The sequence below is a fragment of the Shigella dysenteriae genome, from assembly GCF_022354085.1.
Lineage (GTDB): Bacteria > Pseudomonadota > Gammaproteobacteria > Enterobacterales > Enterobacteriaceae > Escherichia > Escherichia coli.
This window is the reverse complement of sequence record NZ_CP055055.1, coordinates 4,129,949-4,154,200: the sequence shown is the minus strand read 5'-3', so window position 1 is coordinate 4,154,200 and position 24,252 is coordinate 4,129,949. Positions and strand designations below refer to the sequence as shown.

Below are 24,252 nucleotides of genomic sequence, written 5' to 3'. Positions count from 1 at the left end.
CGTAAGGTGCCTTTTTTTAACCGAAGCGAACATCTCGTCCATGCGGTTCATCGAGATCCTGCCACGGACCAATTGAAATAATCCCCGTAGGGTTGATGGTCTTATGGCTGCGGAAGTAATGATTACGGATGTGATCGAAATTGACTGTTTCGGCAATTCCCGGCATCTGGTAGATATCACGCAGGAAGCCATACAGATTAAGGTAATCGCTGATGCGGTGCTTATCACACTTGAAGTGGGTCACATATACTGGATCAAAACGGACCAGCGTGGTCCACAGGCGAATATCGGCTTCGGTTAGCTGGTTGCCGGTCAGGTAACGATGCTGACCTAAAATCTGTTCCAGTCGCGCCAGCGATTCAAACACTTTCTCCACCGCTTCGTCGTAGGCTTGCTGGCTGGTGGCAAAACCAGCTTTATACACGCCGTTGTTAACGGTGTCATAAATCCAGCCGTTAAGTTCGTCAATTTTCGTTTGCAGGGCTGGTGGGTAGTAATCACCAGCTTTCGCGCCCAGCGCATCAAACGCGGTATTAAACATGCGGATGATTTCTGCTGATTCGTTGCTGACGATGGTGTGGTTCTTTTTGTCCCACAGCACGGGAACAGTAACTCGTCCGCTGTAGTGTGGATCGGCGTGGAGATAAAGCTGATACAAAAATTCATGTTGATAGAGCGTGTCTCCGGTTGCTCCCGGAAAACTGTCATCAAAGGTCCAGCCGTTTTCCAGCATCAGCGGGTTCACTACGGAAACGGAAATAAACGGTTCCAGTCCTTTGAGTTTGCGCATGAGCAGCGTGCGGTGCGCCCACGGGCAGGCGAGTGAAACATAGAGATGATAACGATCTTTCTCTGCGATAAAACCGCCTGTGCCAGTGGGGCCAGGAGCGCCATCGGCAGTGAGCCAGTTACGAAATGCGGAAGCTGAACGTTGAAATTTACCGCCGGTAGATTTGGTATCGTACCAGGTGTCATGCCAGACGCCGTCAATCAGTTGACCCATTTTTCTCTCCTCCAATAGCAAAAACGAGGAGCTTCCTCCTCGTTTTTTATCGTTAAGTATAGCGCGTGTTTACCACTTTTTATTCAGCAGGCGGTCGATGCTATACGCGCCCGGACCGGTAATTGCCAGCAGCAGGAATCCGCCAGAAATTGTCAGGTTTTTCATGAACATCAGCGAGTTGACGCCTTCAGCAAAGTTGCTGTGAAATAAAAATGCCGTCAGCAGCGTAAAGCCCGCAGTAAACAGGGCTGTGGTGCGAGTCAGGAAACCGAACAGGATTGCCAGACCACCACCAAACTCAAGCAGAATCACCAGCGGCAGCATAAAACCCGGGACGCCCATCGCTTCCATATATTGTTGGGTACCCGCGTAACCAGTAATTTTTCCCCAGCCTGCGGTAATAAACAGAATCGGCATTAAAATGCGCGCTACCAGTACACCAACATCTTCTAATTTTTTCATCATACTCTCCACTGCGCCACTCAGGCTGCTGATTGTTTTTTTGTGCAAGGGCGCGGTATTAGCGTCGTTGCTGTCGATGGAGAGAATCATAAACGTGGTGAATGATGATTGTTAGCAAGGAAAACTGTCAAAAATCTTCAAAAAATTTGATGGGTAAGGCCGGAATGGCTCCGGCCAGAGGGAAGTTAACCGCGAAGCTGTTGCTGCTTGAGGGTCGTTTTAACCAGACGCCAGGCGCTCCATACGCCAAAACCGCGTCTGGCCCAGCGGACCAGCATATTAGGATGGCGAATCGTCCAGATCGCCATCACGCTACTGCCAACCAGCGCCCAGGAGCGCAGACTGAGCAGCATATTCCAGCGACGATCGTAAGCGCCTGTTGCCTCCAGCCATTCACGACGACTGGCAGAAAGATCCAGCCGTTGTTGCTGGATCTGGCTAAGCAGTTGCGCCTTACGTCGTTCACGTTCGACTTTACTGCTCACGGGACTCCTCCTCGAGCAGCTGCCGATCGTTTGCCAGCTCATGGCGTGTATGGCGCAGCAAGGTGGATTTACGCGATTTACGTAACGTCCAGATACCGCCAATCAGTGCCAGTAGCAGCAACACCACGGTGGTGGCAATCATCGCATTCAGGCGATATTGCGGATCAACCGCCCAAATAATTAGCACCATCAGGCTCATAAGACCAAATGCAGCGAAAAGCATCGTCAGGCCCAGCATCAGTAAAAGTTGAAAGAGATTAGCTTTTTCCTCTTCCAGCTCAACCACCGCCAGCCGCAGACGTGTTTCCACCATTTCAACCATGATGGAAACAATTCGCTGCCCGATGCCCAGAACGCTTTTACCGGGCCCTTGCGCGTGATGAGTGTCCGCCATAATTAACGACGCGACAGCAGAACGCCGAGCACTACACCGATTGCAGCGCCAATGCCCACGCCCGTCCATGGATTTTCACGCACATACTCATCGGCACGCGCCGCCGCGACACGGGTTTGTTTGGCGATGGCATCACCGGTTTCACCCAGGCGATAACGGCTCTGTTTCAGTGCCTGCTCCGCTTTGCTACGAATCTTACTCAACTCTTCTTTCGACTTCTCGCCAGATGAGCTAAGCACCTCTTCCAGCGTATCGGAAAGGGATTTCAACTCAGCACGCAGATGTTCCGTAGTGTGTTCTTTCGACATAGTTTTCTCCAGGTGAGTAAGTAGTGACTATTGTGAGTTAGTAGTCGCGCGCTTCCAGCTTTTTCAGCTCTTCCTGCGCTTCTGCCAGTTTCCGTTCGCGTTTGGCAATCTTATCGGCATCGCCTTTTTGCTTCGCCTCGGCTAAATCTTGCTGGCGTTCCGCCACCTCATCTTTCTGCTTTGCGATTTTCTTCTGATGATCGGCACGCAGCTGGCTATCTGAACAGTTGGCCCGGACTTCACTCAGGGCTTTATTCAGACCGTCAATACGATTCTGGTTTTGGTGTTTTTCGGCATAGCTGATCTCCTTAAGGATATTTTGCTCCTTTTCCTGACACAGGGTAGTGGCATAACTACCGGCACTAAGAGCAAAAAGAGAAACAGCTAAAGCGATGCGGTATTTCATTCTTGAACCTTCCATTGTGATTCGGACCTATTACAAAGGAACGATTGTCCAGACAACGAAGCGGTAGTGTTAACCACCGCCTCATTAATCATAGACAGTTACGGTGAAATCACCAAAGTGAGTGATCTGTTTCGGATAACAGGAAGTTATCCGAAGCGATGAGAGTTATCCCGTAGCCGGGTCAGCCACTGCATAGCCTGACTGTTATTGTCCTGCTGCGCAATGATGTAGCCTTGGGGCAATGTTCTGTCGAGGACCGCTTTTGCAGCGGCGCTCTGGTCGCTGGAGTCAAAGGTAATTAACAGAGTGTCGTTTTTGGGGGTGATACTTTTGAAAGGAATGCCATGAGCGTCAAGGTGATGCCAGATTGAAAAACCGTCTGGCATCGTTGTGCCTTGATGAACGGCACGAATCGCCAGCGTAGACTCTTGCTGGCGAACCGCGGACCAGGCCAGCAACAGCGTGCCGACCAGAAGTAAAACAGCGCCGGACCAGGCTAGCTGGCGAAGCGACATGCGAGGTATTTGCATCCCTTACCCCCGATTTCCATATTTCTTTTTCCATAACACGACCAGAGAACCTGCCAGGCCAAACACCAGCAGCACCACCGGGAGCAGCATCAGGCATGACATCAGCTGGTCCTCGTACTTTAAAAATACCGGCGTTTTGCCGAGCATGTAACCCAGAGTTGTCAGGATCAATACCCACAGCAGACCGCTCATCCAGTTGAAAAACTGAAAGCGCGCGTTATTCAGCCCTGATAACCCGGCAATCGTCGGCAGCAGTGTTCTGACAAACGCAATAAAGCGACCAATTAACAGCGCCGATAAACCGTGTTTATGAAAAAGATGGTGTGCGCGTTGATGATAATGCGCGGGTAAATGAGATAGCCAGTTTTGTACGGTGCGGGTATTGCCCAGCCATCGCCCTTGAATATAGCTGACCCAGCAGCCGAGGCTGGCGGCAACGGTCAGCAGCAGAATCGTTTGCGGATAGCCCATCGCGCCTTTCGCAATCAACACGCCGACCAATACCAGTAAACTGTCGCCCGGTAAAAAGGCCGCCGGAAGCAAGCCGTTTTCAAGGAACAAAATTACAAACAAGACAAAATACAACATGCCAATCATCGATGGATTGGCCAGGGTTTCAAAATCCTGCGCCCACAGGGCTTGCAGCAATTGGGTCAAAAGTTCCATTCATTATTCCTGGTGAATCGGTTAACGCCACGCTGGTTTTAAAAGATGCACTACCGCAATGTTATTGCTGTTTTGGTATGTTCTGCGGGTTTGATACATCAACACAGCCTGAACTATTCCCTGTTAAATCGTGAGATAAGAAAGCATTCAAAAACATAAATTCAAATTGAATCTAATTGTAACAAAGGTCAACGTTGTTCGTTATCAAAATTACATGTCCGTGGAGTCTGATTTTGCTGAATGCAGGGGAGGGTGGCGAGAGGATTTACACAGGCTGACACTTTATACTTTTCGCTTACCGACGAGACAAACAGGCGCATTGCAGCGCCTGTCGGACAGGAATTTCATTTACTGCCGCTGGTGGCTGTATCGAGATGCACCACCGGGTTTTCGGCGAATAGATAGCGGTCGGCATTGAACTCGAAGTCGTCGCTGGTTTCGTTGAATAACATGATCTTGGTGTTTTCCAGGTGCTGCCACATTGCCAGCTTAGCAGCATGAGGATCTTTGCGAATCAGCGCCTTGAGGATTTGATCGTGGTCATCACACCAGTTATCGACGGTACGGGAATCAATATGTTCGTGCAGTTTTTTCCAGTACGGGTTATGGCTACGCTGGGTCCACATTTTTTCAACGATAGCCGCCAGGGCGGAGTTCTGCGTCGCCAGGGCTACCTGAATATGGAACTGCAAATCCCACTCGGAATCACGGAAGCATTGTTCACCGCGCGCCTGCTCCTGGATGGCCATCAATTTCATGATGTCCTGTTTCGTTACCTGAGTTGCTGCGAACTCGGCAATATTACTTTCGATGAGTTGGCGAGCCTGGAGTAACTCAAACGGACCGTAATTGGCGAATTCCATGTTATTGTCCGCAGCCTGCTGATGGCGCGGCTGGTTGGAAACCACGTGAATACCTGAACCTTTACGCACTTCGACATAGCCTTCAACTTCCAGCATGATGATGGCTTCACGAACTACCGTACGGCTGACGTTCTTTTCATCGGCAATAAAGCGCTCGGCAGGCAGTTTATCACCCACCAGATAGACGCCCTGTTCGATGCGCTCTTTCAGGTCAGCGGCAAGTTGTTGATACAAACGGCGTGGTTCAGTGATTTCCATATGCGCTCCAGGCATGATACGGCAGACTATATTTGTTATACCACTTTTGCGAGTTTAGCTCTACTCGCAGTGATGAAAAAGCCGCCTGAGAAGGCGGCTTTGAAGGGAAACTAAAACTTACACGAAGCGTTAATGTTGCGGCGTGGGATCGTTATGTGTTTCCTGCGCCACCTCAATCGCCGGTTTGTTCTGCAACACGGTCCAGATAACCAGCGCACCCAGCAGGTCAAATACTGCCAGAACTGCGAACAGCGGGCTGAAGCCGATGGTGTCAGCCAGTGCACCGACAACCAGCGCAAACAGCGTACTTGCCAGCCATGCGGACATCCCGGTTAAACCGTTCGCCGTCGCCACTTCGTTACGACCGAACACGTCAGAAGAGAGCGTAATCAGCGCGCCAGACAGTGCCTGGTGAGCAAAACCACCGATACACAGCAGCATAATTGCGACATACGGGTTGGTGAACAAACCGATCATACCCGGGCCAATCATCAGCACTGCACCCAGCGTTACGACCATCTTACGGGAAACGATCAGGTTCACACCAAACCAACGCTGGAACAGCGGCGGCAGGTAACCACCGAGGATACAACCGAGGTCAGCAAACAGCATCGGCATCCAGGCGAACATCGCGATCTCTTTCAGGTTAAAGCCGTAAACTTTAAACATGAACAGCGGGATCCACGCGTTAAAAGTACCCCAGGCTGGTTCTGCCAGGAAACGCGGCAGCGCGATACCCCAGAACTGACGGTTACGCAGGATCTGACCAACGGACATTTTCTTCGCCGTGCTCACCTGGTGCTGGGCTTCCTGACCATTAATAATATAGTCGCGTTCTTCATCGGTCAGATGCTTCTGGTCGCGCGGATGTTTATAGAAAATCAGCCATGCCATCGCCCAGATAAAGCTCAATGCACCGGAGATGATAAATGCCATCTGCCAGCTGTGCATCACGATTGCCCATACCACCAGCGGCGGCGCAATCATCGCACCAATCGAAGAACCTACGTTAAAGTAGCCTACTGCGATGGAACGCTCTTTCGCCGGGAACCATTCGGAGCTGGCTTTCAGACCCGCCGGGATCATCGCTGCTTCCGCGGCACCGACCGCACCACGAGCAACAGCCAGGCCACCCCAGCTACCTGCCAGCGCGGTTGCACCACAGAACACGGCCCACAGCACAGCAAACATTGCATAACCGATTTTCGTACCCAGCACATCCAGTACATAACCCGCTACCGGCTGCATGACCGTATAAGCAGCAGAATAGGCTGCGATGATATAGGAATACTGTTGGGTGGAGATGTTTAACTCTTCCATCAGAGTTGGCGCAGCTGCCGCCACAGTGTTACGCGTCAGGTAACCAAGCACGGTGCCGAGCGTCACCAGTGCGATCATATACCAACGTAACCCTTTAATTTTACGCATGTAAAACCTCATCGTTTTGTTATATCCGCAGGAAGCGCGGCCATCATCCCGCCAGAGGCTGAAGATGTTAGTTACGACCGGGTAACCGAAAAAAAACCGGCACGCCCCGAACGTTGCCATGAAAGTTTCGTGCTAATTCGGCTTCCGTACCGGTTAACCCGATTCATCTAACAAATGAGTGAATCGGCAATTTGCATTCCGTCGACTTATGATTTGCGACGGCAGAAAGATAACTTGTCATACAACTTTAAAAGGTGAGAGCCATCACAAATGTGCGAATATTTGTAGGGACATTACCTGACGACAGCGAGGCCAGTACTGGCGCGGCCTGCAGCGAGATTTACCACTTTAAGAGTAATTTTTTTAACTACGTTTATTGATCTAACTCACGAAAATATCTTCGGACTCTGGAAATTGGTGTGATAACTTTGTCAGCATCGCACCATAAGCAAGCTAGCTCACTCGTTGAGAGGAAGACGAAAATGACTCCGTTTATGACTGAAGATTTCCTGTTAGATACCGAATTTGCCCGCCGTCTGTATCACGACTACGCAAAAGACCAGCCGATTTTCGATTACCATTGCCATTTGCCGCCGCAGCAGATTGCGGAAGACTATCGTTTTAAAAACCTGTATGACATCTGGTTGAAGGGCGATCACTACAAATGGCGCGCTATGCGTACCAACGGTGTGGCTGAGCGTCTGTGTACTGGTGATGCGTCTGACCGTGAAAAATTTGACGCCTGGGCGGCGACTGTTCCGCACACTATCGGCAACCCGTTATACCACTGGACGCACCTCGAACTGCGTCGTCCGTTTGGTATCACTGGCAAATTGCTTTCTCCGTCAACTGCCGATGAAATCTGGAACGAATGTAACGAACTGCTGGCGCAGGATAACTTCTCCGCGCGCGGCATCATGCAGCAGATGAACGTGAAAATGGTCGGCACCACCGATGACCCGATCGATTCTCTGGAGCATCACGCAGAGATCGCCAAAGACGGCTCTTTCACCATCAAAGTGCTGCCGAGCTGGCGTCCGGACAAAGCCTTTAACATCGAACAGGCGACCTTTAACGACTACATGGCGAAGCTGGGCGAAGTTTCCGATACCGACATTCGCCGCTTTGCTGACCTGCAAACTGCCTTGACCAAACGTCTGGATCACTTCGCCGCTCACGGCTGTAAAGTGTCTGACCACGCGCTGGATGTGGTGATGTTTGCTGAAGCGAACGAAGCGGAACTGGACAGCATTCTGGCGCGTCGTCTGGCTGGCGAAACCCTGAGCGAGCACGAAGTGGCACAGTTCAAAACTGCGGTGCTGGTGTTCCTTGGTGCCGAATATGCACGTCGCGGCTGGGTACAGCAGTACCACATTGGCGCGCTGCGTAATAACAACCTGCGTCAGTTCAAACTGCTGGGGCCGGATGTAGGCTTTGACTCCATCAACGACCGTCCGATGGCGGAAGAGCTGTCTAAGCTGCTGAGCAAGCAGAACGAAGAAAACCTGCTGCCGAAAACCATTCTCTACTGCCTGAACCCGCGCGATAACGAAGTGCTGGGCACCATGATCGGTAACTTCCAGGGCGAAGGTATGCCGGGCAAAATGCAGTTCGGTTCCGGCTGGTGGTTTAACGATCAGAAAGACGGTATGGAACGTCAGATGACCCAACTGGCGCAGCTCGGTTTGCTGAGCCGCTTTGTCGGTATGCTGACTGACAGCCGTAGCTTCCTGTCATACACCCGTCACGAATACTTCCGCCGCATTCTGTGCCAGATGATCGGTCGCTGGGTGGAAGCGGGCGAAGCACCGGCGGACATCAACCTGCTGGGCGAGATGGTGAAAAATATTTGCTTTAACAATGCGCGTGACTACTTCGCCATTGAACTGAACTAAGGTCTGGGGTTGATATGCAATACATCAAGATCCATGCGCTGGATAACGTCGCGGTCGCTTTAGCAGATTTGGCGGAAGGCACAGAAGTCAGTGTCGATAACCAGACTGTTACGCTGCGCCAGGATGTTGCTCGTGGACATAAATTTGCGTTAACGGATATCGCAAAAGGGGCCAACGTCATCAAATATGGCCTGCCGATTGGTTATGCATTGGCGGATATTGCGGCGGGGGAACACGTTCACGCCCACAATACGCGCACGAATCTGAGCGATCTGGATCAGTATCGCTATCAACCTGATTTTCAGGATCTGCCTGCGCAAGCGGCAGATCGTGAAGTGCAGATCTATCGTCGCGCTAACGGCGATGTCGGGGTGCGTAATGAGCTGTGGATCCTGCCAACCGTGGGCTGTGTCAACGGCATCGCGCGGCAGATCCAGAACCGTTTCCTGAAAGAGACCAACAACGCCGAAGGTACCGACGGCGTGTTCCTCTTCAGCCACACCTACGGCTGCTCACAGCTGGGCGACGATCACATTAATACCCGCACCATGCTGCAAAACATGGTGCGCCACCCGAACGCAGGCGCAGTGCTGGTGATTGGCCTGGGCTGTGAAAACAACCAGGTTGCCGCATTCCGTGAAACGCTGGGCGATATCGATCCTGAACGCGTTCATTTCATGATCTGCCAACAGCAGGATGATGAGATCGAGGCCGGGATCGAGCATTTGCATCAGTTGTATAACGTGATGCGCAACGATAAACGCGAGCCAGGCAAACTCAGCGAACTGAAGTTTGGTCTGGAGTGCGGTGGTTCTGACGGTCTTTCTGGTATTACTGCTAACCCGATGCTGGGGCGTTTCTCTGACTACGTGATTGCTAACGGCGGTACTACCGTACTGACCGAAGTGCCGGAGATGTTTGGCGCAGAGCAGTTGCTGATGGACCATTGCCGCGACGAAGCAACGTTTGAAAAACTGGTCACTATGGTCAACGACTTCAAACAGTACTTTATTGCCCATGACCAGCCGATCTATGAAAACCCATCGCCGGGGAACAAAGCGGGCGGTATCACCACGCTGGAAGACAAATCACTTGGCTGTACCCAGAAAGCGGGTTCCAGCGTCGTGGTTGACGTGCTGCGTTACGGCGAGCGTCTGAAAACGCCGGGGCTGAACTTGTTAAGTGCGCCGGGTAACGATGCCGTAGCGACCAGCGCCCTGGCGGGTGCGGGCTGCCATATGGTGCTGTTCAGTACTGGTCGTGGCACGCCGTATGGTGGATTTGTGCCGACGGTGAAAATCGCCACCAACAGTGAACTGGCGGCGAAGAAAAAACACTGGATCGACTTTGACGCGGGTCAGCTGATCCACGGTAAAGCGATGCCGCAGTTGCTGGAAGAATTTATCGACACCATCGTTGAGTTTGCCAACGGTAAGCAAACCTGTAACGAGCGTAACGACTTCCGCGAACTGGCGATCTTCAAAAGCGGCGTAACGCTATAAAGTCGAAATGAGTTGTTAATAAAAAACGGCGTTTCATAATGTGAAGCGCCGTTTGCTTTTCCATACCTGCTAAGGATTTATCATGACCGCGTATTGGCTGGCCCAGGGCGTGGGTGTCATCGCCTTTCTGATTGGTATCACAACATTTTTCAATCGTGACGAACGTCGCTTCAAAAAGCAGCTTTCGGTCTATAGCGCCGTTATTGGCGTACATTTTTTTCTTCTGGGCACCTATCCCGCTGGTGCCAGTGCCATCCTTAATGCCATTCGTACATTGATTACCTTACGCACGCGCAGCTTATGGGTAATGGCGATTTTTATTGTGCTGACTGGCGGAATTGGCCTCGCGAAGTTCCATCATCCTGTCGAACTATTGCCGGTTATCGGTACGATTGTCAGTACCTGGGCGCTGTTCCGCTGTAAAGGGCTCACCATGCGCTGCGTGATGTGGTTTTCAACGTGTTGCTGGGTGATTCACAACTTCTGGGCGGGGTCGATAGGCGGCACGATGATTGAGGGTAGTTTTCTGCTTATGAATGGCCTGAATATCATCCGTTTCTGGCGGATGCAGAAAAGGGGAATTGATCCATTTAAAGTAGAGAAAACCCCTCCCGCCATAGACGAAAGGGGTTAAACAATTAATTACGCAGGGCGCTATTTGCCAGACGATCGTCTTCTGCCTGGCAAGCTGCCGCAGTGAATAGCACGTCAGTTGAAGAGTTCAGCGCGGTTTCGCAAGAGTCCTGCAATACGCCGATGATAAAGCCGACGGCAACCACCTGCATGGCGATATCGTTCGAAATACCGAACATATTACAGGCCAGTGGGATCAGCAGCAGAGACCCCCCCGCCACGCCGGATGCGCCACAGGCACACAGAGAAGCAACTACGCTCAACAGCAGCGCTGTGGGCAGATCGACCGGAATACCCAGCGTATTAACCGCAGCCAGCGTCAACACGGTAATGGTGATTGCTGCGCCCGCCATATTGATGGTGGCACCCAGCGGAATAGAAACGGAATAGGTATCGCGATCCAGATTCAGCTTTTCACACAGCGCCATATTCACCGGAATGTTAGCTGCAGAGCTGCGGGTGAAGAAGGCATACACGCCGCTTTCGCGCAGGCACAGCAGCACCAGCGGGAACGGGTTACGACGAATTTTCCACCACACCAGCAATGGGTTAACCACCAGCGCCACCAGTAACATACAGCCAACCAGCACGACCAGCAGTTGCGCGTAGCCCCACAGTGTGGAGAAACCGGTGGTTGCCAGGGTAGAAGAAACCAGCCCAAAAATACCGATCGGTGCGAAGCGAATGACCAGTTTCACCATAAAGGTGACGGCATTCGACATATCGTTGACCAGGTTTTTGGTGGTTTCGTTACCGTGACGCAGTGCGAAACCGAGGCCAATTGCCCACACCAGGATCCCGATGTAGTTACCTTTCAGCAGCGCGTCAATGGGGTTGGAAACCATGCTCATTACCAGTCCACGCATCACTTCGACAATGCCTGACGGCGGCGAAATATCACCCGCGCTACTGGACAAGTGCAGGGTAGAAGGGAAGGCAAAGCTGAAGACTACTGCGGCCAGAGCTGCAGAGAAGGTGCCCAGCAGATAGAGGAACAAAATAGGACGGATATTGGTTTTCTGCCCGTGCTGGTGGTTAGCAATAGATGCCATTACCAGCATCAACACCAGGATGGGGGCAACAGCTTTCAGTGCGCCGACGAACAAAGTACCTAACAGACCAACAGCTTCCGCCGCGGGTTTTGAGATCCATGCCAGAAGAATCCCCAGAACAAGGCCGACCAGGATTTGTTTTACCAGGCTGCCATGAGCCAGACGCCGGAATAGCCCCGGTGAACGTTGCGTAGTCATTTTTCGATCCTTTCATTGTGTTGTTGCACATCCCTGGTGCGTTCTGTCGACGCATCTTTCAGGATGTAACAAAGTGTTTGCAAGGTCGAGTATAAGGAAAGTTACAGCTTCGGGAAGCGAAAAATGCTGGATTTTAAAGAGAGGTCATGTTTTGCAACTTAATGGTTACATTTATTTGACATAAACAGAGGGAAGGACTGGCTACTAAGGCTGATTAGATAACATATGGGCAAAACTATTTGGAATATGAGAACGGTTGCGCTCCTTTAATGTGTTATGCCATATAAAGTCACTGGCGCAGGGGGCGGCCAATCGCCGCCGCCCCCTGCACCCCCAGGCTCTGGCGAACAAAATCGCCGCTGCGCGGTTCCCTCAGCTTATCCCTTGCGGCTACCGGGTCGGCCTCCAGGGAACGCTTCGGCGATTTTGACGCCACCAACACCCGTGCGGTCTTTTTGTAAAGAGCTATAAGCCGATTACATAATTAATAGCTCACCTTTGTCTGGAATGAGTTATCTCTAGTAATGGCTTAATATACAGCGAATCATTCTCCCCGCTGCTTATCATGCCGATAATTCACCCAGGCGTTGATAATAAACGTCATCACCAGGATGCCAAACACCACGCCCAGCGAGACGGCGATTGGAATATGGTAGAAGTCGACAATCAGCATCTTGATACCGATAAACACCAGAATCACCGCCAGGCCATATTTGAGCATCGAGAAACGCTCTGCTACGCCCGCCAGCAGGAAATACATCGCACGCAGGCCGAGGATCGCAAACAGGTTTGAGGTCAGCACAATGAACGGGTCAGTGGTCACGGCGAAGATAGCCGGAATGCTATCCACGGCAAAAATCACGTCGCTCAATTCCACCAGAATCAATACCAGCATCAGCGGTGTGGCGTACAACAAGCCATTCTTGCGCACAAAGAAATGCTCATTGTCGATGGTGTCGGTCATGCGCAAATGACCGCGTAGCCAGCGCACCAGCGGCTTGTCGCCAATGCCTGATTCATCTTCATGGGCGAGCGCCATCTTCACGCCGGTAAACAGCAGGAAGGCACCGAAGATATACAGGATCCAGTCGAACTGCGAAATCAGCCAGCTGCCTGTGAAGATCATGATGGTACGCAGAACAATCGCCCCGAGCACGCCATACACCAGCACGCGACGTTGTAATGCCGCCGGAACGGAGAAATAGCTGAACAACATCAGCCAGACAAAGACGTTATCGACCGCCAGCGATTTCTCAATCAGATAACCCGTGAGAAAGGCCAGTGCCTGTGGATCGGCAACGGCGCGACCTTCGGTTTGCACCAGATACCACCAGAAAGCGGCGTTAAACAGTAACGACAGCGTCACCCAGACCAGCGACCAGGCCGCAGCCTGTTTCATGGTCATGGCATGTGCCCCACGACGCCCCTGCAACAACAGGTCGATAGCCAGCATAATGGCGACAACAACAGCGAATCCGCCCCATAGCAACGGCGTGCCGACAGTATTCATAGAAGTTCCTTACACATAAAAAAAACGGCCAACGTCGGAAGACGTCAGCCGCTGCTTTTTATGCATAGACCTCGCCTTCCGGCAAGGTCTCACTTACAACAAAAAAGGAATACGTCTGCGTATTCCTTTCGGGTTGCCCGGTGACCGGATGTGGTTTTTCACACATCGTAATGACGATCGACCGGCAATGAAGTTACTCCCCTTTGCAGGTAACAAAGTATGACAGACCATTCAGTCAGTCAATGGTCTGTTACATACCTTTTACACTGTTTTACTTTGGCAATTATAGTTTTACGCTATCTGCCGGAAAAATCACCCCAGTCTGGCGGCGGATCTCGGTCAGCAGTTTGGCTGTGATGCGACTGACCGCCAGCCCTGGATGATCCACCAGATGCTCATCCACCAGGGTAGCGAACAGCTCTGCTTCGTAGAGCATGGTATTAATATGCTGCGGCTGGGTGAGATCCTGCATCTGGCTGCCACGCGGCACGAAGCACACTTTCTGGCATTCAGACAGTTTTTCAATCACCAGCGATCCCGCTTCGCCCTGAATCTCGCTTGCCAGGACAGAATCACTGACCTTTGAGTGCTGCAAGGTGACGCTGAAATCACCGTAATCCATCACCACCACGCCGTGGGCATCTACACCACTTGCCAGTAAACTGGCGGTTGCCTGCACGCTTTTCGGCTCACCAAATAACGCTACCGCCGACGCCAGGCAGTAAAAGCCGATATCCATAATTGAACCGTTAGAGAATGCCGGATTAAAGGTGTTGGGATTCTCACCATCCAGGTAACGTTGATACCGCGAGGAATACTGGCAATAGTTGAAAAAGACTTTCCGCAGTTTGCCTACTTTCGGCAGCGCCTGGCGCAGCAAATGAAAGTTCGGCAGGCTGGCTGTTTTAAATGCCTCAAACAGCACCACCTGATTTTCCCGCGCACAGGCAATGGCGGCATCCACTTCCGCCAGATTCGACGCCAGCGGTTTCTCGCAAATCACATGAATTTTGTGACTAAGGAAAAGTTGTGCCTGGGAAAAGTGCAGGGAATTCGGGCTGGCAATATACACCGCGTCAATGGCATCGCTTTCCGCCATCGCTTCCAGCGAGGTAAACAGATGCTCGACAGAAAAATCATTGGCGAAGTGCTGAGCCTGCTCAAGGCTGCGGGAATAAACGGCGGTTAACTTGTATTTACCGCTCTCATGGGCGGCCTCGACGAACTGGCGAGTGATCCAGTTCGTACCAATCACAGCGAAACGTATCATAACGCGTGGATACTCCATAAAGGGATTCTGTCGTCAATGTAGCACGCCTTTTTCATCTTCGACGTGCGCAGATACGCATTATTCTTTCGCCGGACAGCCATGCTCACTAAACGGCCCAATCATGACCGATGGCCCGAGATATTTCGGCTGGCGATGGAGGATTTTGGCGTCAATCACCGCGCTGACACGAGCGAGTTTCTCCCGCAGTTGAGTATAAAAACCGTGCTTCATATTCAGGTCTGGCGCGTTAAACCCGATAGCGTCGATGCCGTACTGTTTTGCCAGCCAGATGGCGCGTTGGTTATGAAATTCTTGCGAGATAATGGTGATATGGTTTTCCCCAAACACCTTTTTGGCACGCACTACCGAATCCAGCGTTGAGAATCCGGCATAGTCGCAGAAGATCACTTTCGCCGGTACGCCTTTAGCGATCAAAGCCTGCTGCATACCTGATGCTTCATCGTAATTTTTACGTCCGTTATCGCCACTGACTAACAGCCATTTCACTTTTCCGGCGTGGTACAACTCTGCTGCGGTATCAATACGTCGGGTAAAGTAGCGATTACCCGGCCTGGCCCCCAGCAATAAGCCCACGTTACGCGCCGGAACGACGTTGACGTCGCTCCAGGTCAGCTGTTTGCTGGCGTTGACCATTACGCGATCGGCGATAAAAATGGTCGCTCCTGCCACAAGTAACAGTAAGCAGGCAATCTTTAGAGTCCGGCGAGAAAAACAAATACGGAGAAGAAGGCGGGCAAATGCGCGCAGCATGGTCGTTATCCTTAACGAAAGGGGGGAGGTCGATTTTAGGCGCTAAAGAAAGAAAAGATAACGCCTGACATCATTTTCAGATTTTGTCCTGCCCAAGCGACAACTGGGTTAGCCACAGTCGGGTGTCGAACTCAAGCTGGTGGTACTGGGGTTCCATATGACAGCACAACTGGTAAAACGCTTTGTTATGCTCTTTCTCCTTCAGGTGCGCCAGCTCGTGCACCACGATCATGCGCAAAAACGGTTCCGGCGCGTTGCGAAACACGGTAGCGACGCGGATCTCTGCTTTTGCTTTCAGCTTGCCGCCCTGCACACGAGAAACAGCGGTATGTAACCCGAGCGCGTTTTTTAGCACATGGATCTTATTGTCATACATCACTTTATTGATCGGCGGGGCATTGCGCAGAAACTGATTTTTCAGATCCTGAGTATATTGCCAGAGGGCTTTATCGGTGGCGTAGTCGTGTGTTCCCGGATAGCGTTTTGCCAGCACATCGCCCAGACGCTGTTCGTTAATCAGTGTTCGCACCTGGGAAAGTAGCTGCTCGGGATAACCCTGAAGATAAGTAAGATTGCTCATAACCGCCCACGAAAAAGAGAAAAAGGGTATACTCACGCACCCTTTTCAGGGGCAATGTCGAAATTTTATCATTCAGGAGGGCCGATGAGCCACTTAGACAACGGTTTCCGTTCACTGACACTACAACGTTTTCCGGCGACGGATGACGTTAACCCGCTACAGGCGTGGGAAGCGGCGGATGAATATTTGCTGCAACAGTTGGACGACACAGAAATCCGCGGCCCGGTGTTGATCCTGAATGATGCCTTTGGTGCGTTAAGCTGCGCGCTGGCGGAACATAAGCCGTACAGCATTGGCGACTCATACATCAGTGAACTGGCGACGCGCGAGAATTTACGCCTCAACGGGATTGATGAGTCGAGCGTGAAGTTTCTCGACAGCACCGCCGACTACCCGCAACAGCCGGGTGTGGTGCTGATCAAAGTGCCGAAAACACTGGCATTGCTGGAACAGCAACTGCGTGCGCTGCGCAAAGTGGTCACGTCGGATACACGTATTATTGCCGGTGCCAAGGCCCGTGACATTCACACTTCCACGCTGGAACTGTTCGAAAAAGTGCTCGGCCCGACCACCACCACGCTGGCATGGAAAAAAGCGCGCCTGATTAATTGCACTTTCAATGAACCGCCGCTGGCCGATGCGCCGCAGACCGTTAGCTGGAAGCTGGAAGGTACTGACTGGACTATCCACAACCATGCGAATGTCTTCTCCCGCACCGGGCTGGATATTGGCGCGCGCTTCTTTATACAGCATCTGCCAGAGAATCTCGAAGGTGAGATTGTCGATCTCGGTTGCGGTAATGGCGTTATTGGTCTGACGCTGCTTGATAAAAATCCGCAGGCGAAAGTGGTGTTTGTCGATGAATCACCGATGGCGGTTGCTTCCAGCCGTTTGAACGTTGAAACCAACATGCCAGAGGCGTTGGATCGCTGCGAATTTATGATCAACAACGCGCTCTCCGGCGTGGAGCCTTTCCGCTTTAATGCTGTGCTCTGCAACCCGCCGTTTCATCAGCAACATGCGCTGACCGATAACGTCGCCTGGGAGATGTTCCACCACGCCCGCCGCTGCCTGAAAATCAACGGCGAGCTGTATATCGTTGCCAACCGTCACCTGGATTACTTCCATAAACTGAAGAAAATTTTCGGCAACTGCACCACCATCGCCACGAATAATAAATTTGTGGTGCTGAAAGCAGTGAAGCTGGGACGTCGTCGGTAAGATTAGCAGCTACCTGCCGGATAAGGCGTAAACGCCTTATCCGGCATACGTTCTGCACGTTACCCCCATGTCGGATAAGACGCGGCAAGCGTCGCATCCGGCAATGTCTGCCCAGTTCTGGAATCGCGCTCCATAAAACAAAAAATCCCTGTCACCATCCTCTACATTCTCTTGTTTAGCGTTGTTCAACGTTTATGCTACATACGAGAAGGTTTGACGCATAAAGAATACGATTTCTTTACCGCTGTTCATCGTACTAAGGGGAAAAAATGATTACGATTGCCGACATCTTGCAAGCAGGAGAAAAGCTAACTGCTGTGGCACCTTTTCTGGCGGGTATTCAGAACGAGGAACAATACATCCAGGCGCTGGAACTGGTAGATCATCTGCTGCTCAACGATCCTGAAAACCCCTTACTGGATCTGGTGTGTGCCAAAATAACCGCGTGGGAAGAATCAGCGCCCGAATTTGCGGAATTTAATGCCATGGCTCAAGCCGTGCCTGGCGGTATAGCCGTGATTCGTACCCTTATGGATCAATATGGTTTAACCCTTTCCGATCTGCCGGAAATTGGCAGTAAATCTATGGTGTCACGCGTTTTGAGCGGGAAGAGGAAATTAACGCTGGAACACGCTAAAAAATTGGCAACGCGATTCGGCATTTCTCCCGCCTTGTTTATTGATTAACGCGAAGTGCCGGATGCGTTGCATCCGGCACTTCAATGCACGATTTAAATCTCCAGCGCCAGCCGTGTTCCCTGGGCAATTGCCCGTCGTGCGTCCAGCTCCATAGCCACATCGCAGCCGCCAATTAAATGCACCGTTTTCCCGCTATCAATCAGCGGCTGCGCCAGCGCGCGGTTTGGCTCTTGCCCTGCGCAGATCACCACATTGTCCACTGCTAATACCTGCGTTTCGCCGTTGATCACCACATGCAGCCCGTCATCGTCAATCTTCTGATAACTTACGCCTGGGATCATTTTCACACCCCGCGAGAGCAGGGTGGTGCGATGGATCCAGCCGGTGGTTTTGCCTAACCCCTGTCCCGGTTTGCTGGCTTTGCGCTGGAGCATCACAATCTGCCGTGGGCTACGAGGGATCTGCATTCCCTGCGGGCTTAAGCCACCAGCCTGTTGTAGGCTACTGTCGATCCCCCACTCATTACAAAACTCAGCGATATTCTGGCTGGTGGATTCGCCCGGCTGACTTAAATACATCGCCGTATCAAAGCCAATCCCACCACAACCGATGATGGCAACTTTGTTGCCCACCGGCGCTTTGTCGCGCAGTACATCGAGATAACTCAATACTTTCAGATGATCGATCCCGTCGATAGGCGGAACGCGTGGCACGATCCCACTGGCGAGGATCGTTTCATCGAACGCCTGTAACTGATCCGCCGTCACGGTGTGATTGAGTTTTAGCGTCACGCCCGTCACTTCGATCATCCGGTGGTAATAGCGCAGCGTTTCGTAAAACTCCTCTTTGCCGGGGATCTGTTTGGCGATATTAAACTGCCCGCCGATCTCGCTGTGGGCATCAAACAATGTTACCTGATGCCCACGCGCCGCCGCGTTAATGGCAAACGCCAGCCCAGCTGGTCCCGCACCGACCACCGCCAGATTTTTTTTCTGCATGGCGGGAAGGATCGGCATTTTGGTTTCATGGCAGGCGCGAGGATTCACCAGACACGAGGTGACCTTGCCAACGAAGATCTGATCGAGACACGCCTGGTTGCAGCCAATGCAGGTGTTGATCTCATCGGCTCGCCCTGATTGCGCTTTTGACAGCAGTTCCGCATCCGCAAGAAACGGTCGCGCCATCGATACCATATCGGCATCGCCGCGCGAGAGAATATCGTCGGCAACCTGCGGATCGTTAATCCGGTTGGTGGTCACCAGCGGCAGCGAGACGTGACCTTTCAGTTTGCGCGTGACCCAGCTAAATGCGCCGCGTGGCACGGGCGTGGCGATGGTCGGAATACGCGCTTCATGCCAGCCAATGCCGGTGTTGATAATGGTTGCGCCAGCCGCTTCAATGGCCTGCGCCAGCTCTACCGTTTCGGCAAAAGTCCCGCCGTCTTCGACCAGGTCGAGCATCGACAGTCGGTAGATAATAATGAAGTCGTTGCCAACGCGTTCGCGTACCGCACTCACCACTTCAACGGCAAATCGCATCCGGTTGCGGTAATCGCCGCCCCACTGGTCACTACGCTGATTGGTGCGCAGCGTCAGAAATTCGTTGATCAAATACCCTTCGGAACCCATCACCTCTACACCGTCGTATCCTGCCTCCCGCGCCAGTTGCGCGCAGTGGGCGAAATCGTCGATCAGTTGCAGGATCTCTTCATGGGTGAGTTCGTGAGGAACGAAACGGTTGATGGGGGCCTGCAATGCGGAGGGAGCGACCAGATGCGGTTGGTAGCTGTAGCGCCCGGTATGCAAAATTTGCAGGGCTATTTTGCCGCCTTCCTGATGTACGGCTTCGGTAATGGTGCGATGGTGTGGGATCTGGCTGGCGTCATTGAGCATTGCGCCGCCTTCCATGCCAACGCCTGTTAAATCTGGTGCAATGCCGCCGCTAACAATCAGCGCCACGCCGTGACGGGCGCGTTCGGCATAAAACGCTGCCAGCCGTTCAGCACCGTCCGGGTATTCCTCCAGCCCGGTGTGCATTGAACCCATCAACACGCGGTTTTTTAACGTGGTAAAACCTAAATCCAGCGGGGCGAACAGCGACGGGTAGCTCATAAAATTGTCCAGTATGTAAAATAATTGTTATGTGGTCGGATGAGTTCTAATTTAGCCGTCGCCGGAGAAAAGGGAAAAGGGGAGTGCGGGGTTTGTGATGGGATTCAAAAAGAATACGCCCGGTGGTAACGCCGGATGCGACGCTTGCCGGGCCCTATCCGACCTGGGGGATTGCACATGTAGGGCGGATAAGGCGTTCACGCCGCATCCGCCAGTGGCGCGGTGCAGACGCCGGATGCGACGCTTGTCGGGTCTTATCCAGCCTACGGGAACGAACATGTAGGGCGGATAAGGCGTTCACGCCGCATCCGCCAGTGGCGAGGTGCAGATGCCGGATGCGACGCTTGTCGCGTCTTATCCAGCCTACGGGAACGAACATGTAGGGCGGATAAGGCGTTCACGCAGCATCCGCCGGTGGCGCGGTGCAGATGCCGGATACGACGCTTGTCGCGTCTTATCCGGCCTGGGGAACATACATGTAGGGCGGATAAGGCGTTTACGCCGCATCCGCCAGCCGTTGCAAATTATTGCTTACGGAAAAAATCGTTATACAACATATACAAATGTGCGGCACTCCAGGAGAAATTTGGTGCGCCTTGCTGCGCGCCAGTCAGCGGGTTGTAATTCTCCTGAATTGGGCCATCGGCGGTTAATCCTTTGGCATGCCGGAAGAACGTATCCGCCAGCTTCAGGGCATCATCGCGATAACCGTAACGCTCCATCCCTTTCAGACCAAACCAGAACTGATCCACCCATACGCGCCCGCGCCAGTAGATATCCGCGCCAAAGGCCGGGTTGGTTAACGCTGCTGTTCCCAGCGGGACAAAGGTGTTGAACTCTTTAGGATCGAGCATCACCTTCACCACCGCGTCGGCATTGGCCTGCGTTGCCGCACCGTTAAACAGCGGCGACCAGCCTTCCGGCCCTTTACCGCGCTCAACAATCGGTTTGCCCGCGCAGCCGTTCGCCAGCGGTTTATCTTCAATACGCACGTCATAGAAGTACTGCGTAGCCGGGTCGAACATACAGGTGTTGATGTAGTCCGCGAGCTGCTGTGCCAACTGGCGATAGCGCTTAGCCTCTTCCGGTTTACCGAGAATCGTCGCCATCTCCGCCAGATAATGGTTATCGCTGTACATATAGCTGGCCTGATCCACCGACTCCTGCAATAGCGAGTACCCCAGCAACGTTCCGTCCTGACTGCGGTTTTCGGCGAATTTCACCGTCCAGTCGCTACGTTTGCCGCCGCTTGCGACATATTTATCCAGCTGTTCTTTGTCGATAAACCCAAAGACGGCGGCATCATCACGCCCCGATTCCCACGATGCAGCAACCTGTGCCGGAATTTCCAGACTGTCGTACTGGCCTTTCTCCACCACGCGGGCGTAGTTGTTCAGCCCAGACTGCGTCTCTTCTTTGTTGCCTTTCTTCACCGTAAACAGCATCTCGCCGCTCTCAGTGTTGTGGGCTTTGTCGCGGGTCGCGCCATATTCCGGCACGCCGTTGCCGTTGTGATCGCGGTTACGTAACCACCAGTCGTGATAGGCCACCAGTTTCGGGTACATCTCTGCCAGCCAGGTTTTATCCTGGGTGACGTTGTACACTTCCATCACCGACCAGGCGGCAAGGCTGGGTTTGGTATTTCGTTCGTTCCAGTTGCCACCATCGCCACCACGCTCGGGGCTAAGATTCCACGCTATCAGGTCGGGGACAAAGCCCACATCCTGCGGACGCACGCTGTCGCCAGGCTGGATCTGCCAGGAGAAGACCGCGCGGATATTCTCTTTGGCGATGTCCGGATTGAAATGCGCCATCGCAAACGCCTGCTTCCAGGTATCCCACGGCCAGGTCTGATTGCCGGAGAACCAGCGCCCGGTCACCGACGGCGTGACGGTGTTATATTTCACCGCACCCCCAGGCGAGCGCCAGTTACCGTTGAGCGTTTCGATCGCTTTCACCGCGACGCGCGTCTGTTCCGGCGTCGCATCCGGATTGGTTAACCCTTTCTTCAGATACTCTTCCCAGCGTTGCTGCGAGGCGGTGAGGTAAAACGCCGGACGCGCCAGAATATCGCGGATCTGCATTTGCTCTTTGCTAACTTCCTGAGCGGTCAGCAGGTGGGAGTAGGTGGTATAGAGCGTCGTCGACCCGTTGATATGCGCCTTACTGGTAAAGCGATTACCGTTGATTTCAGTCTGCACCGGCAGGGATTTATGCACCTGATATTCTGATTCACCGGAGGTCAGCAGATCCCAAGTGGCGCGCACTTTGCCAAAGGTGACTTTCAGGCCATCACGGGTGGCGCTGATTTTGCGCTGGTAGTCAGGGTATTCGCCAGCAATGGTTTTATCGGAAAGCGGTTTCCCTTCTTTCGCTTCCAGTTTTTCCAGCAGTTCGCCATCCCACACCAGATCCAGCGGTTTATTGCTGATGATTTTAGTTTCCAGTAGTGACGTGCGCGGCGTGGCGAAGCGCAGAGTCATTTCGACCTGCACATCTTTTGCTGTCAGTTTTTGCACCAGCGCGCCGGGAATACTGTATGCCTCCAGCGTGAAGTCGACTTTCTTGCCGTCCTGCCAGACGGTCAGTCGGTCGAAATTGCTGGCTATAAAGTTGATGTACTCTTCCGTCAGCAGCGCAACGCCTGGAAAACCGCCCATGGTGTTAGGGCCGTCTGGCAACAGATGACCATGCCAGGCTCCGAGATCGAAAAACGGATTAAAACGCTGGTGATCGTCGTAATCGTAATCCTTCATGTACTGCGGCGCACCAGTACGGTTAATCACGTTTTTATAATTGTCGGCGTTAGTGGCATGGGCGGAAAAACTTATCAGCAGAGCGCAGGTTACTGGCGTTAAAATAGTTTTGATTTTCATGAAATTACAGTCCTTATTACCAGTAGAAATATTGCATCAGGAAGATTTGGTCGCTGGGATCGTTAGAAGCATTTTTCATGTAGAAGCGGCTATCAAAAGCCGTTGCGAAACGTCCGCCGCCATATTCGTACCAGATACCAAACTGCATGAAAGAGGTGGTTTCATCGTCAGCGTGGTCAGGGCGATGTTTGGCGTAGGTGTAAGCGGTGGAGAGATAAACGCCCTTTAACGCTTCATACATGGCGCTCACCATCATCCCGCTTTCACTTCCCGGTACGTCCAGCCCGTCGGCACGTCCGGTATGGTGCCAGGCGCGAGCGGCAAAGTTAGGGGTAAGCAGGCCCGTGAGATAGAGTTGTCCTGTGCCGTCGGTGATTTCCAGACCGTTCATCCAGGTGATGCCTTCGGCAAGGTCATACTGGATGTAACCGTTCATCATTGCCGGATAGGTGTATTTGTCGTCGTAGCGATCGTACTTGCCGAAATGTAGCCAGGCTTTGCTTTCGTCATGATGTCCGGCAGGTGTGGCGGTGACGCTATAACGAAAGTTGCCGCTTAAGTTCTGTACCTTCAGCGCGGTCATAATGTCGCGGGTATTGGGAATGACGTAGCCCAAATCGGGTGTGAAGTCGCCCCACCATTGTAGGTCATCCAGCGAGGAATCCTGACGCAGACTGAGCATGATTTCGGTGCCATCATTGGTACGATAACCGCCATAGAAACGGTTAATCCCACCTTCGAAGCCACCCCAGCTATGGTCAGGCACCCAGGCATTACCGTCGTGGTCGGCCTGTACGGTCCAGCCTTCGCCGTAAATCAGGCCGAACCAGGAGCCGTACTTCATCTCCAGTCCACCTTCAATATAGGTGCCGTCGCTGTATTTATGTTTATTCTCACCCTCTAAATCCATATATCCACCAACCCCTAATTCGCCGTAAAAACGAAATGAAGGAGAAGATGTCGAGGTAATTGCGGGTGTTTTTGTGTCGTCATGTTCTGCCGGACGTGCTTCTTCTCCTGCCGCAGAAAAGGCGTAGCAAAACGGCAGAGCAAGTAATGCTCTGCATGGTGCAGTGATTAATTTCATTGTGTTAATCCATGAGCTAAAGAAAAAGTACAGCCTTTTATCGTTGTAATTATAAAAATATAAAGGCAGAAACTATTTTCCCTCTCCTCATCCAGGAAGAGGGAA

The 24,252-nt window shown here is 52.4% G+C and carries 24 protein-coding genes and 1 pseudogene; 6 read left to right on the top strand and 19 right to left on the bottom strand.

Going from position 1 to position 24,252, the window contains the following annotated elements; all coding sequences use genetic code 11:
* Positions 1-16 precede the first annotated feature (16 nt).
* From yqjG to exuT, 11 genes are all read right to left on the bottom strand, one after another.
* Positions 17-1,003, bottom strand: a complete 987-nt coding sequence (yqjG, locus tag HUZ68_RS19780) for a glutathionyl-hydroquinone reductase YqjG (protein WP_047670553.1) — start codon at positions 1,001-1,003, stop codon at positions 17-19.
* 69 nt (positions 1,004-1,072) lie between these two features.
* On the bottom strand, positions 1,073-1,465 hold the full coding sequence (locus tag HUZ68_RS19775) for a DoxX family protein (protein WP_000732240.1): 393 nt from the start codon (positions 1,463-1,465) through the stop codon (positions 1,073-1,075).
* Positions 1,466-1,650: 185 nt separating this feature from the next.
* The gene (locus HUZ68_RS19770; RefSeq protein ID WP_000096086.1) at positions 1,651-1,950 is read right to left on the bottom strand and encodes a YqjK-like family protein; all 300 of its coding nucleotides are present in this window, start codon (positions 1,948-1,950) and stop codon (positions 1,651-1,653) included.
* Positions 1,940-2,344 (bottom strand): phage holin family protein, encoded by a 405-nt coding sequence (locus HUZ68_RS19765; RefSeq protein ID WP_000785722.1) that lies wholly within the window; start codon positions 2,342-2,344, stop codon positions 1,940-1,942. The genes HUZ68_RS19770 and HUZ68_RS19765 overlap by 11 nt, the downstream gene beginning before the upstream one ends.
* A 2-nt stretch (positions 2,345-2,346) precedes the next feature.
* Positions 2,347-2,652, bottom strand: coding sequence for an ElaB/YgaM/YqjD family protein (locus HUZ68_RS19760; RefSeq protein ID WP_000031415.1), 306 nt, complete (start codon positions 2,650-2,652; stop codon positions 2,347-2,349).
* A gap of 37 nt (positions 2,653-2,689) precedes the next feature.
* Positions 2,690-3,058 carry a DUF1090 family protein YqjC gene (gene yqjC / locus HUZ68_RS19755; RefSeq protein ID WP_001295543.1) on the bottom strand — a complete coding sequence of 123 codons (369 nt, stop codon included), beginning with the start codon at positions 3,056-3,058 and terminating at the stop codon, positions 2,690-2,692.
* Between the two features lie 146 nt (positions 3,059-3,204).
* Positions 3,205-3,588 (bottom strand): EnvZ/OmpR regulon moderator MzrA, encoded by a 384-nt coding sequence (mzrA, locus tag HUZ68_RS19750; RefSeq protein ID WP_001166761.1) that lies wholly within the window; start codon positions 3,586-3,588, stop codon positions 3,205-3,207.
* 3 nt (positions 3,589-3,591) lie between these two features.
* Positions 3,592-4,254 (bottom strand): DedA family general envelope maintenance protein YqjA, encoded by a 663-nt coding sequence (gene yqjA, locus HUZ68_RS19745; RefSeq protein WP_000422149.1) that lies wholly within the window; start codon positions 4,252-4,254, stop codon positions 3,592-3,594.
* A gap of 21 nt (positions 4,255-4,275) precedes the next feature.
* Positions 4,276-4,359: a protein YqiM gene (yqiM, locus tag HUZ68_RS19740; RefSeq protein ID WP_211180508.1), complete on the bottom strand. Its 84-nt coding sequence runs from the start codon at positions 4,357-4,359 to the stop codon at positions 4,276-4,278.
* 239 nt (positions 4,360-4,598) lie between these two features.
* Entirely contained in the window at positions 4,599-5,375 is a 777-nt protein-coding gene (gene exuR, locus HUZ68_RS19735; protein ID WP_000406488.1) for a transcriptional regulator ExuR, read from the bottom strand.
* A 129-nt stretch (positions 5,376-5,504) separates the two neighbouring features.
* Positions 5,505-6,803 carry a hexuronate transporter ExuT gene (gene exuT, locus HUZ68_RS19730; RefSeq protein ID WP_033815080.1) on the bottom strand — a complete coding sequence of 433 codons (1,299 nt, stop codon included), beginning with the start codon at positions 6,801-6,803 and terminating at the stop codon, positions 5,505-5,507.
* 482 nt (positions 6,804-7,285) lie between these two features.
* Here exuT and uxaC point away from each other — a divergent pair, with 482 nt between their 5' ends.
* The 3 genes from uxaC to HUZ68_RS19715 all read left to right on the top strand — a co-directional run bounded on the left by uxaC (position 7,286) and on the right by HUZ68_RS19715 (position 10,834).
* Positions 7,286-8,698 carry a glucuronate isomerase gene (gene uxaC, locus HUZ68_RS19725; protein WP_000187442.1) on the top strand — a complete coding sequence of 471 codons (1,413 nt, stop codon included), beginning with the start codon at positions 7,286-7,288 and terminating at the stop codon, positions 8,696-8,698.
* 14 nt (positions 8,699-8,712) lie between these two features.
* Positions 8,713-10,200 (top strand): altronate dehydratase, encoded by a 1,488-nt coding sequence (uxaA, locus tag HUZ68_RS19720; RefSeq protein WP_001199376.1) that lies wholly within the window; start codon positions 8,713-8,715, stop codon positions 10,198-10,200.
* Positions 10,201-10,282: 82 nt separating this feature from the next.
* Entirely contained in the window at positions 10,283-10,834 is a 552-nt protein-coding gene (locus tag HUZ68_RS19715; protein ID WP_000128136.1) for a YgjV family protein, read from the top strand.
* A gap of 4 nt (positions 10,835-10,838) precedes the next feature.
* Here HUZ68_RS19715 and sstT read toward each other — a convergent pair whose 3' ends face one another.
* The 5 genes from sstT to HUZ68_RS19690 form a co-directional block, all read right to left on the bottom strand.
* Positions 10,839-12,083 carry a serine/threonine transporter SstT gene (gene sstT / locus HUZ68_RS19710; RefSeq protein ID WP_000211655.1) on the bottom strand — a complete coding sequence of 415 codons (1,245 nt, stop codon included), beginning with the start codon at positions 12,081-12,083 and terminating at the stop codon, positions 10,839-10,841.
* 544 nt (positions 12,084-12,627) lie between these two features.
* Positions 12,628-13,593 (bottom strand): TerC family membrane protein Alx, encoded by a 966-nt coding sequence (alx, locus tag HUZ68_RS19705; RefSeq protein WP_001098805.1) that lies wholly within the window; start codon positions 13,591-13,593, stop codon positions 12,628-12,630.
* Between the two features lie 283 nt (positions 13,594-13,876).
* The gene (locus HUZ68_RS19700; protein WP_032281640.1) at positions 13,877-14,863 is read right to left on the bottom strand and encodes a Gfo/Idh/MocA family protein; all 987 of its coding nucleotides are present in this window, start codon (positions 14,861-14,863) and stop codon (positions 13,877-13,879) included.
* A gap of 78 nt (positions 14,864-14,941) precedes the next feature.
* Positions 14,942-15,634, bottom strand: a complete 693-nt coding sequence (locus HUZ68_RS19695) for a SanA/YdcF family protein (protein ID WP_033815002.1) — start codon at positions 15,632-15,634, stop codon at positions 14,942-14,944.
* A gap of 76 nt (positions 15,635-15,710) precedes the next feature.
* Entirely contained in the window at positions 15,711-16,214 is a 504-nt protein-coding gene (locus tag HUZ68_RS19690; RefSeq protein ID WP_001295542.1) for a M48 metallopeptidase family protein, read from the bottom strand.
* 84 nt (positions 16,215-16,298) lie between these two features.
* Between HUZ68_RS19690 and rlmG the strand changes: the two genes are divergently transcribed.
* The 3 genes and pseudogenes from rlmG to higA all read left to right on the top strand — a co-directional run bounded on the left by rlmG (position 16,299) and on the right by higA (position 18,121).
* Positions 16,299-17,435: a 23S rRNA (guanine(1835)-N(2))-methyltransferase RlmG gene (rlmG, locus tag HUZ68_RS19685; RefSeq protein WP_024250066.1), complete on the top strand. Its 1,137-nt coding sequence runs from the start codon at positions 16,299-16,301 to the stop codon at positions 17,433-17,435.
* Between the two features lie 195 nt (positions 17,436-17,630).
* A pseudogene (locus HUZ68_RS19680) lies at positions 17,631-17,708 on the top strand (type II toxin-antitoxin system toxin HigB); the annotation flags it as partial.
* Positions 17,705-18,121, top strand: a complete 417-nt coding sequence (gene higA, locus HUZ68_RS19675; RefSeq protein WP_033815003.1) for a type II toxin-antitoxin system antitoxin HigA — start codon at positions 17,705-17,707, stop codon at positions 18,119-18,121. The pseudogene HUZ68_RS19680 and the gene higA, both read left to right, overlap by 4 nt.
* 44 nt (positions 18,122-18,165) lie before the next feature.
* Here the strand turns inward: higA and fadH are convergent, their stop codons facing one another.
* The 3 genes from fadH to ygjJ all read right to left on the bottom strand — a co-directional run bounded on the left by fadH (position 18,166) and on the right by ygjJ (position 24,147).
* The gene (gene fadH, locus HUZ68_RS19670; protein ID WP_033815004.1) at positions 18,166-20,184 is read right to left on the bottom strand and encodes an NADPH-dependent 2,4-dienoyl-CoA reductase; all 2,019 of its coding nucleotides are present in this window, start codon (positions 20,182-20,184) and stop codon (positions 18,166-18,168) included.
* A 524-nt stretch (positions 20,185-20,708) separates the two neighbouring features.
* Positions 20,709-23,060 (bottom strand): alpha-glucosidase, encoded by a 2,352-nt coding sequence (gene ygjK / locus HUZ68_RS19665; RefSeq protein WP_073313337.1) that lies wholly within the window; start codon positions 23,058-23,060, stop codon positions 20,709-20,711.
* Positions 23,061-23,076: 16 nt separating this feature from the next.
* Complete coding sequence (ygjJ, locus tag HUZ68_RS19660; protein ID WP_000767654.1) at positions 23,077-24,147, bottom strand: protein YgjJ; 1,071 nt, start codon at positions 24,145-24,147, stop codon at positions 23,077-23,079.
* Positions 24,148-24,252 lie beyond the last annotated feature (105 nt).

Excerpts from the sequence above, each read along its gene's own strand:
- fadH (WP_033815004.1), bottom strand. The coding sequence starts at position 20,184 with ATGAGCTACCCGTCGCTGTTCGCCCCGCTGGATTTAGGTTTTACCACG.
- ygjJ (WP_000767654.1), bottom strand. The coding sequence starts at position 24,147 with ATGAAATTAATCACTGCACCATGCAGAGCATTACTTGCTCTGCCGTTT.
- uxaC (WP_000187442.1), top strand. The coding sequence starts at position 7,286 with ATGACTCCGTTTATGACTGAAGATTTCCTGTTAGATACCGAATTTGCC.
- yqjC (WP_001295543.1), bottom strand. The coding sequence starts at position 3,058 with ATGAAATACCGCATCGCTTTAGCTGTTTCTCTTTTTGCTCTTAGTGCC.
- higA (WP_033815003.1), top strand. The coding sequence starts at position 17,705 with ATGATTACGATTGCCGACATCTTGCAAGCAGGAGAAAAGCTAACTGCT.
- HUZ68_RS19775 (WP_000732240.1), bottom strand. The coding sequence starts at position 1,465 with ATGAAAAAATTAGAAGATGTTGGTGTACTGGTAGCGCGCATTTTAATG.
- HUZ68_RS19760 (WP_000031415.1), bottom strand. The coding sequence starts at position 2,652 with ATGTCGAAAGAACACACTACGGAACATCTGCGTGCTGAGTTGAAATCC.
- HUZ68_RS19715 (WP_000128136.1), top strand. The coding sequence starts at position 10,283 with ATGACCGCGTATTGGCTGGCCCAGGGCGTGGGTGTCATCGCCTTTCTG.
- ygjK (WP_073313337.1), bottom strand. The coding sequence starts at position 23,060 with ATGAAAATCAAAACTATTTTAACGCCAGTAACCTGCGCTCTGCTGATA.
- yqjG (WP_047670553.1), bottom strand. The coding sequence starts at position 1,003 with ATGGGTCAACTGATTGACGGCGTCTGGCATGACACCTGGTACGATACC.
- yqjA (WP_000422149.1), bottom strand. The coding sequence starts at position 4,254 with ATGGAACTTTTGACCCAATTGCTGCAAGCCCTGTGGGCGCAGGATTTT.
- HUZ68_RS19765 (WP_000785722.1), bottom strand. The coding sequence starts at position 2,344 with ATGGCGGACACTCATCACGCGCAAGGGCCCGGTAAAAGCGTTCTGGGC.
- HUZ68_RS19695 (WP_033815002.1), bottom strand. The coding sequence starts at position 15,634 with ATGCTGCGCGCATTTGCCCGCCTTCTTCTCCGTATTTGTTTTTCTCGC.
- exuT (WP_033815080.1), bottom strand. The coding sequence starts at position 6,803 with ATGCGTAAAATTAAAGGGTTACGTTGGTATATGATCGCACTGGTGACG.
- HUZ68_RS19690 (WP_001295542.1), bottom strand. The coding sequence starts at position 16,214 with ATGAGCAATCTTACTTATCTTCAGGGTTATCCCGAGCAGCTACTTTCC.
- rlmG (WP_024250066.1), top strand. The coding sequence starts at position 16,299 with ATGAGCCACTTAGACAACGGTTTCCGTTCACTGACACTACAACGTTTT.
- mzrA (WP_001166761.1), bottom strand. The coding sequence starts at position 3,588 with ATGCAAATACCTCGCATGTCGCTTCGCCAGCTAGCCTGGTCCGGCGCT.
- HUZ68_RS19700 (WP_032281640.1), bottom strand. The coding sequence starts at position 14,863 with ATGATACGTTTCGCTGTGATTGGTACGAACTGGATCACTCGCCAGTTC.
- uxaA (WP_001199376.1), top strand. The coding sequence starts at position 8,713 with ATGCAATACATCAAGATCCATGCGCTGGATAACGTCGCGGTCGCTTTA.
- alx (WP_001098805.1), bottom strand. The coding sequence starts at position 13,593 with ATGAATACTGTCGGCACGCCGTTGCTATGGGGCGGATTCGCTGTTGTT.
- exuR (WP_000406488.1), bottom strand. The coding sequence starts at position 5,375 with ATGGAAATCACTGAACCACGCCGTTTGTATCAACAACTTGCCGCTGAC.
- sstT (WP_000211655.1), bottom strand. The coding sequence starts at position 12,083 with ATGACTACGCAACGTTCACCGGGGCTATTCCGGCGTCTGGCTCATGGC.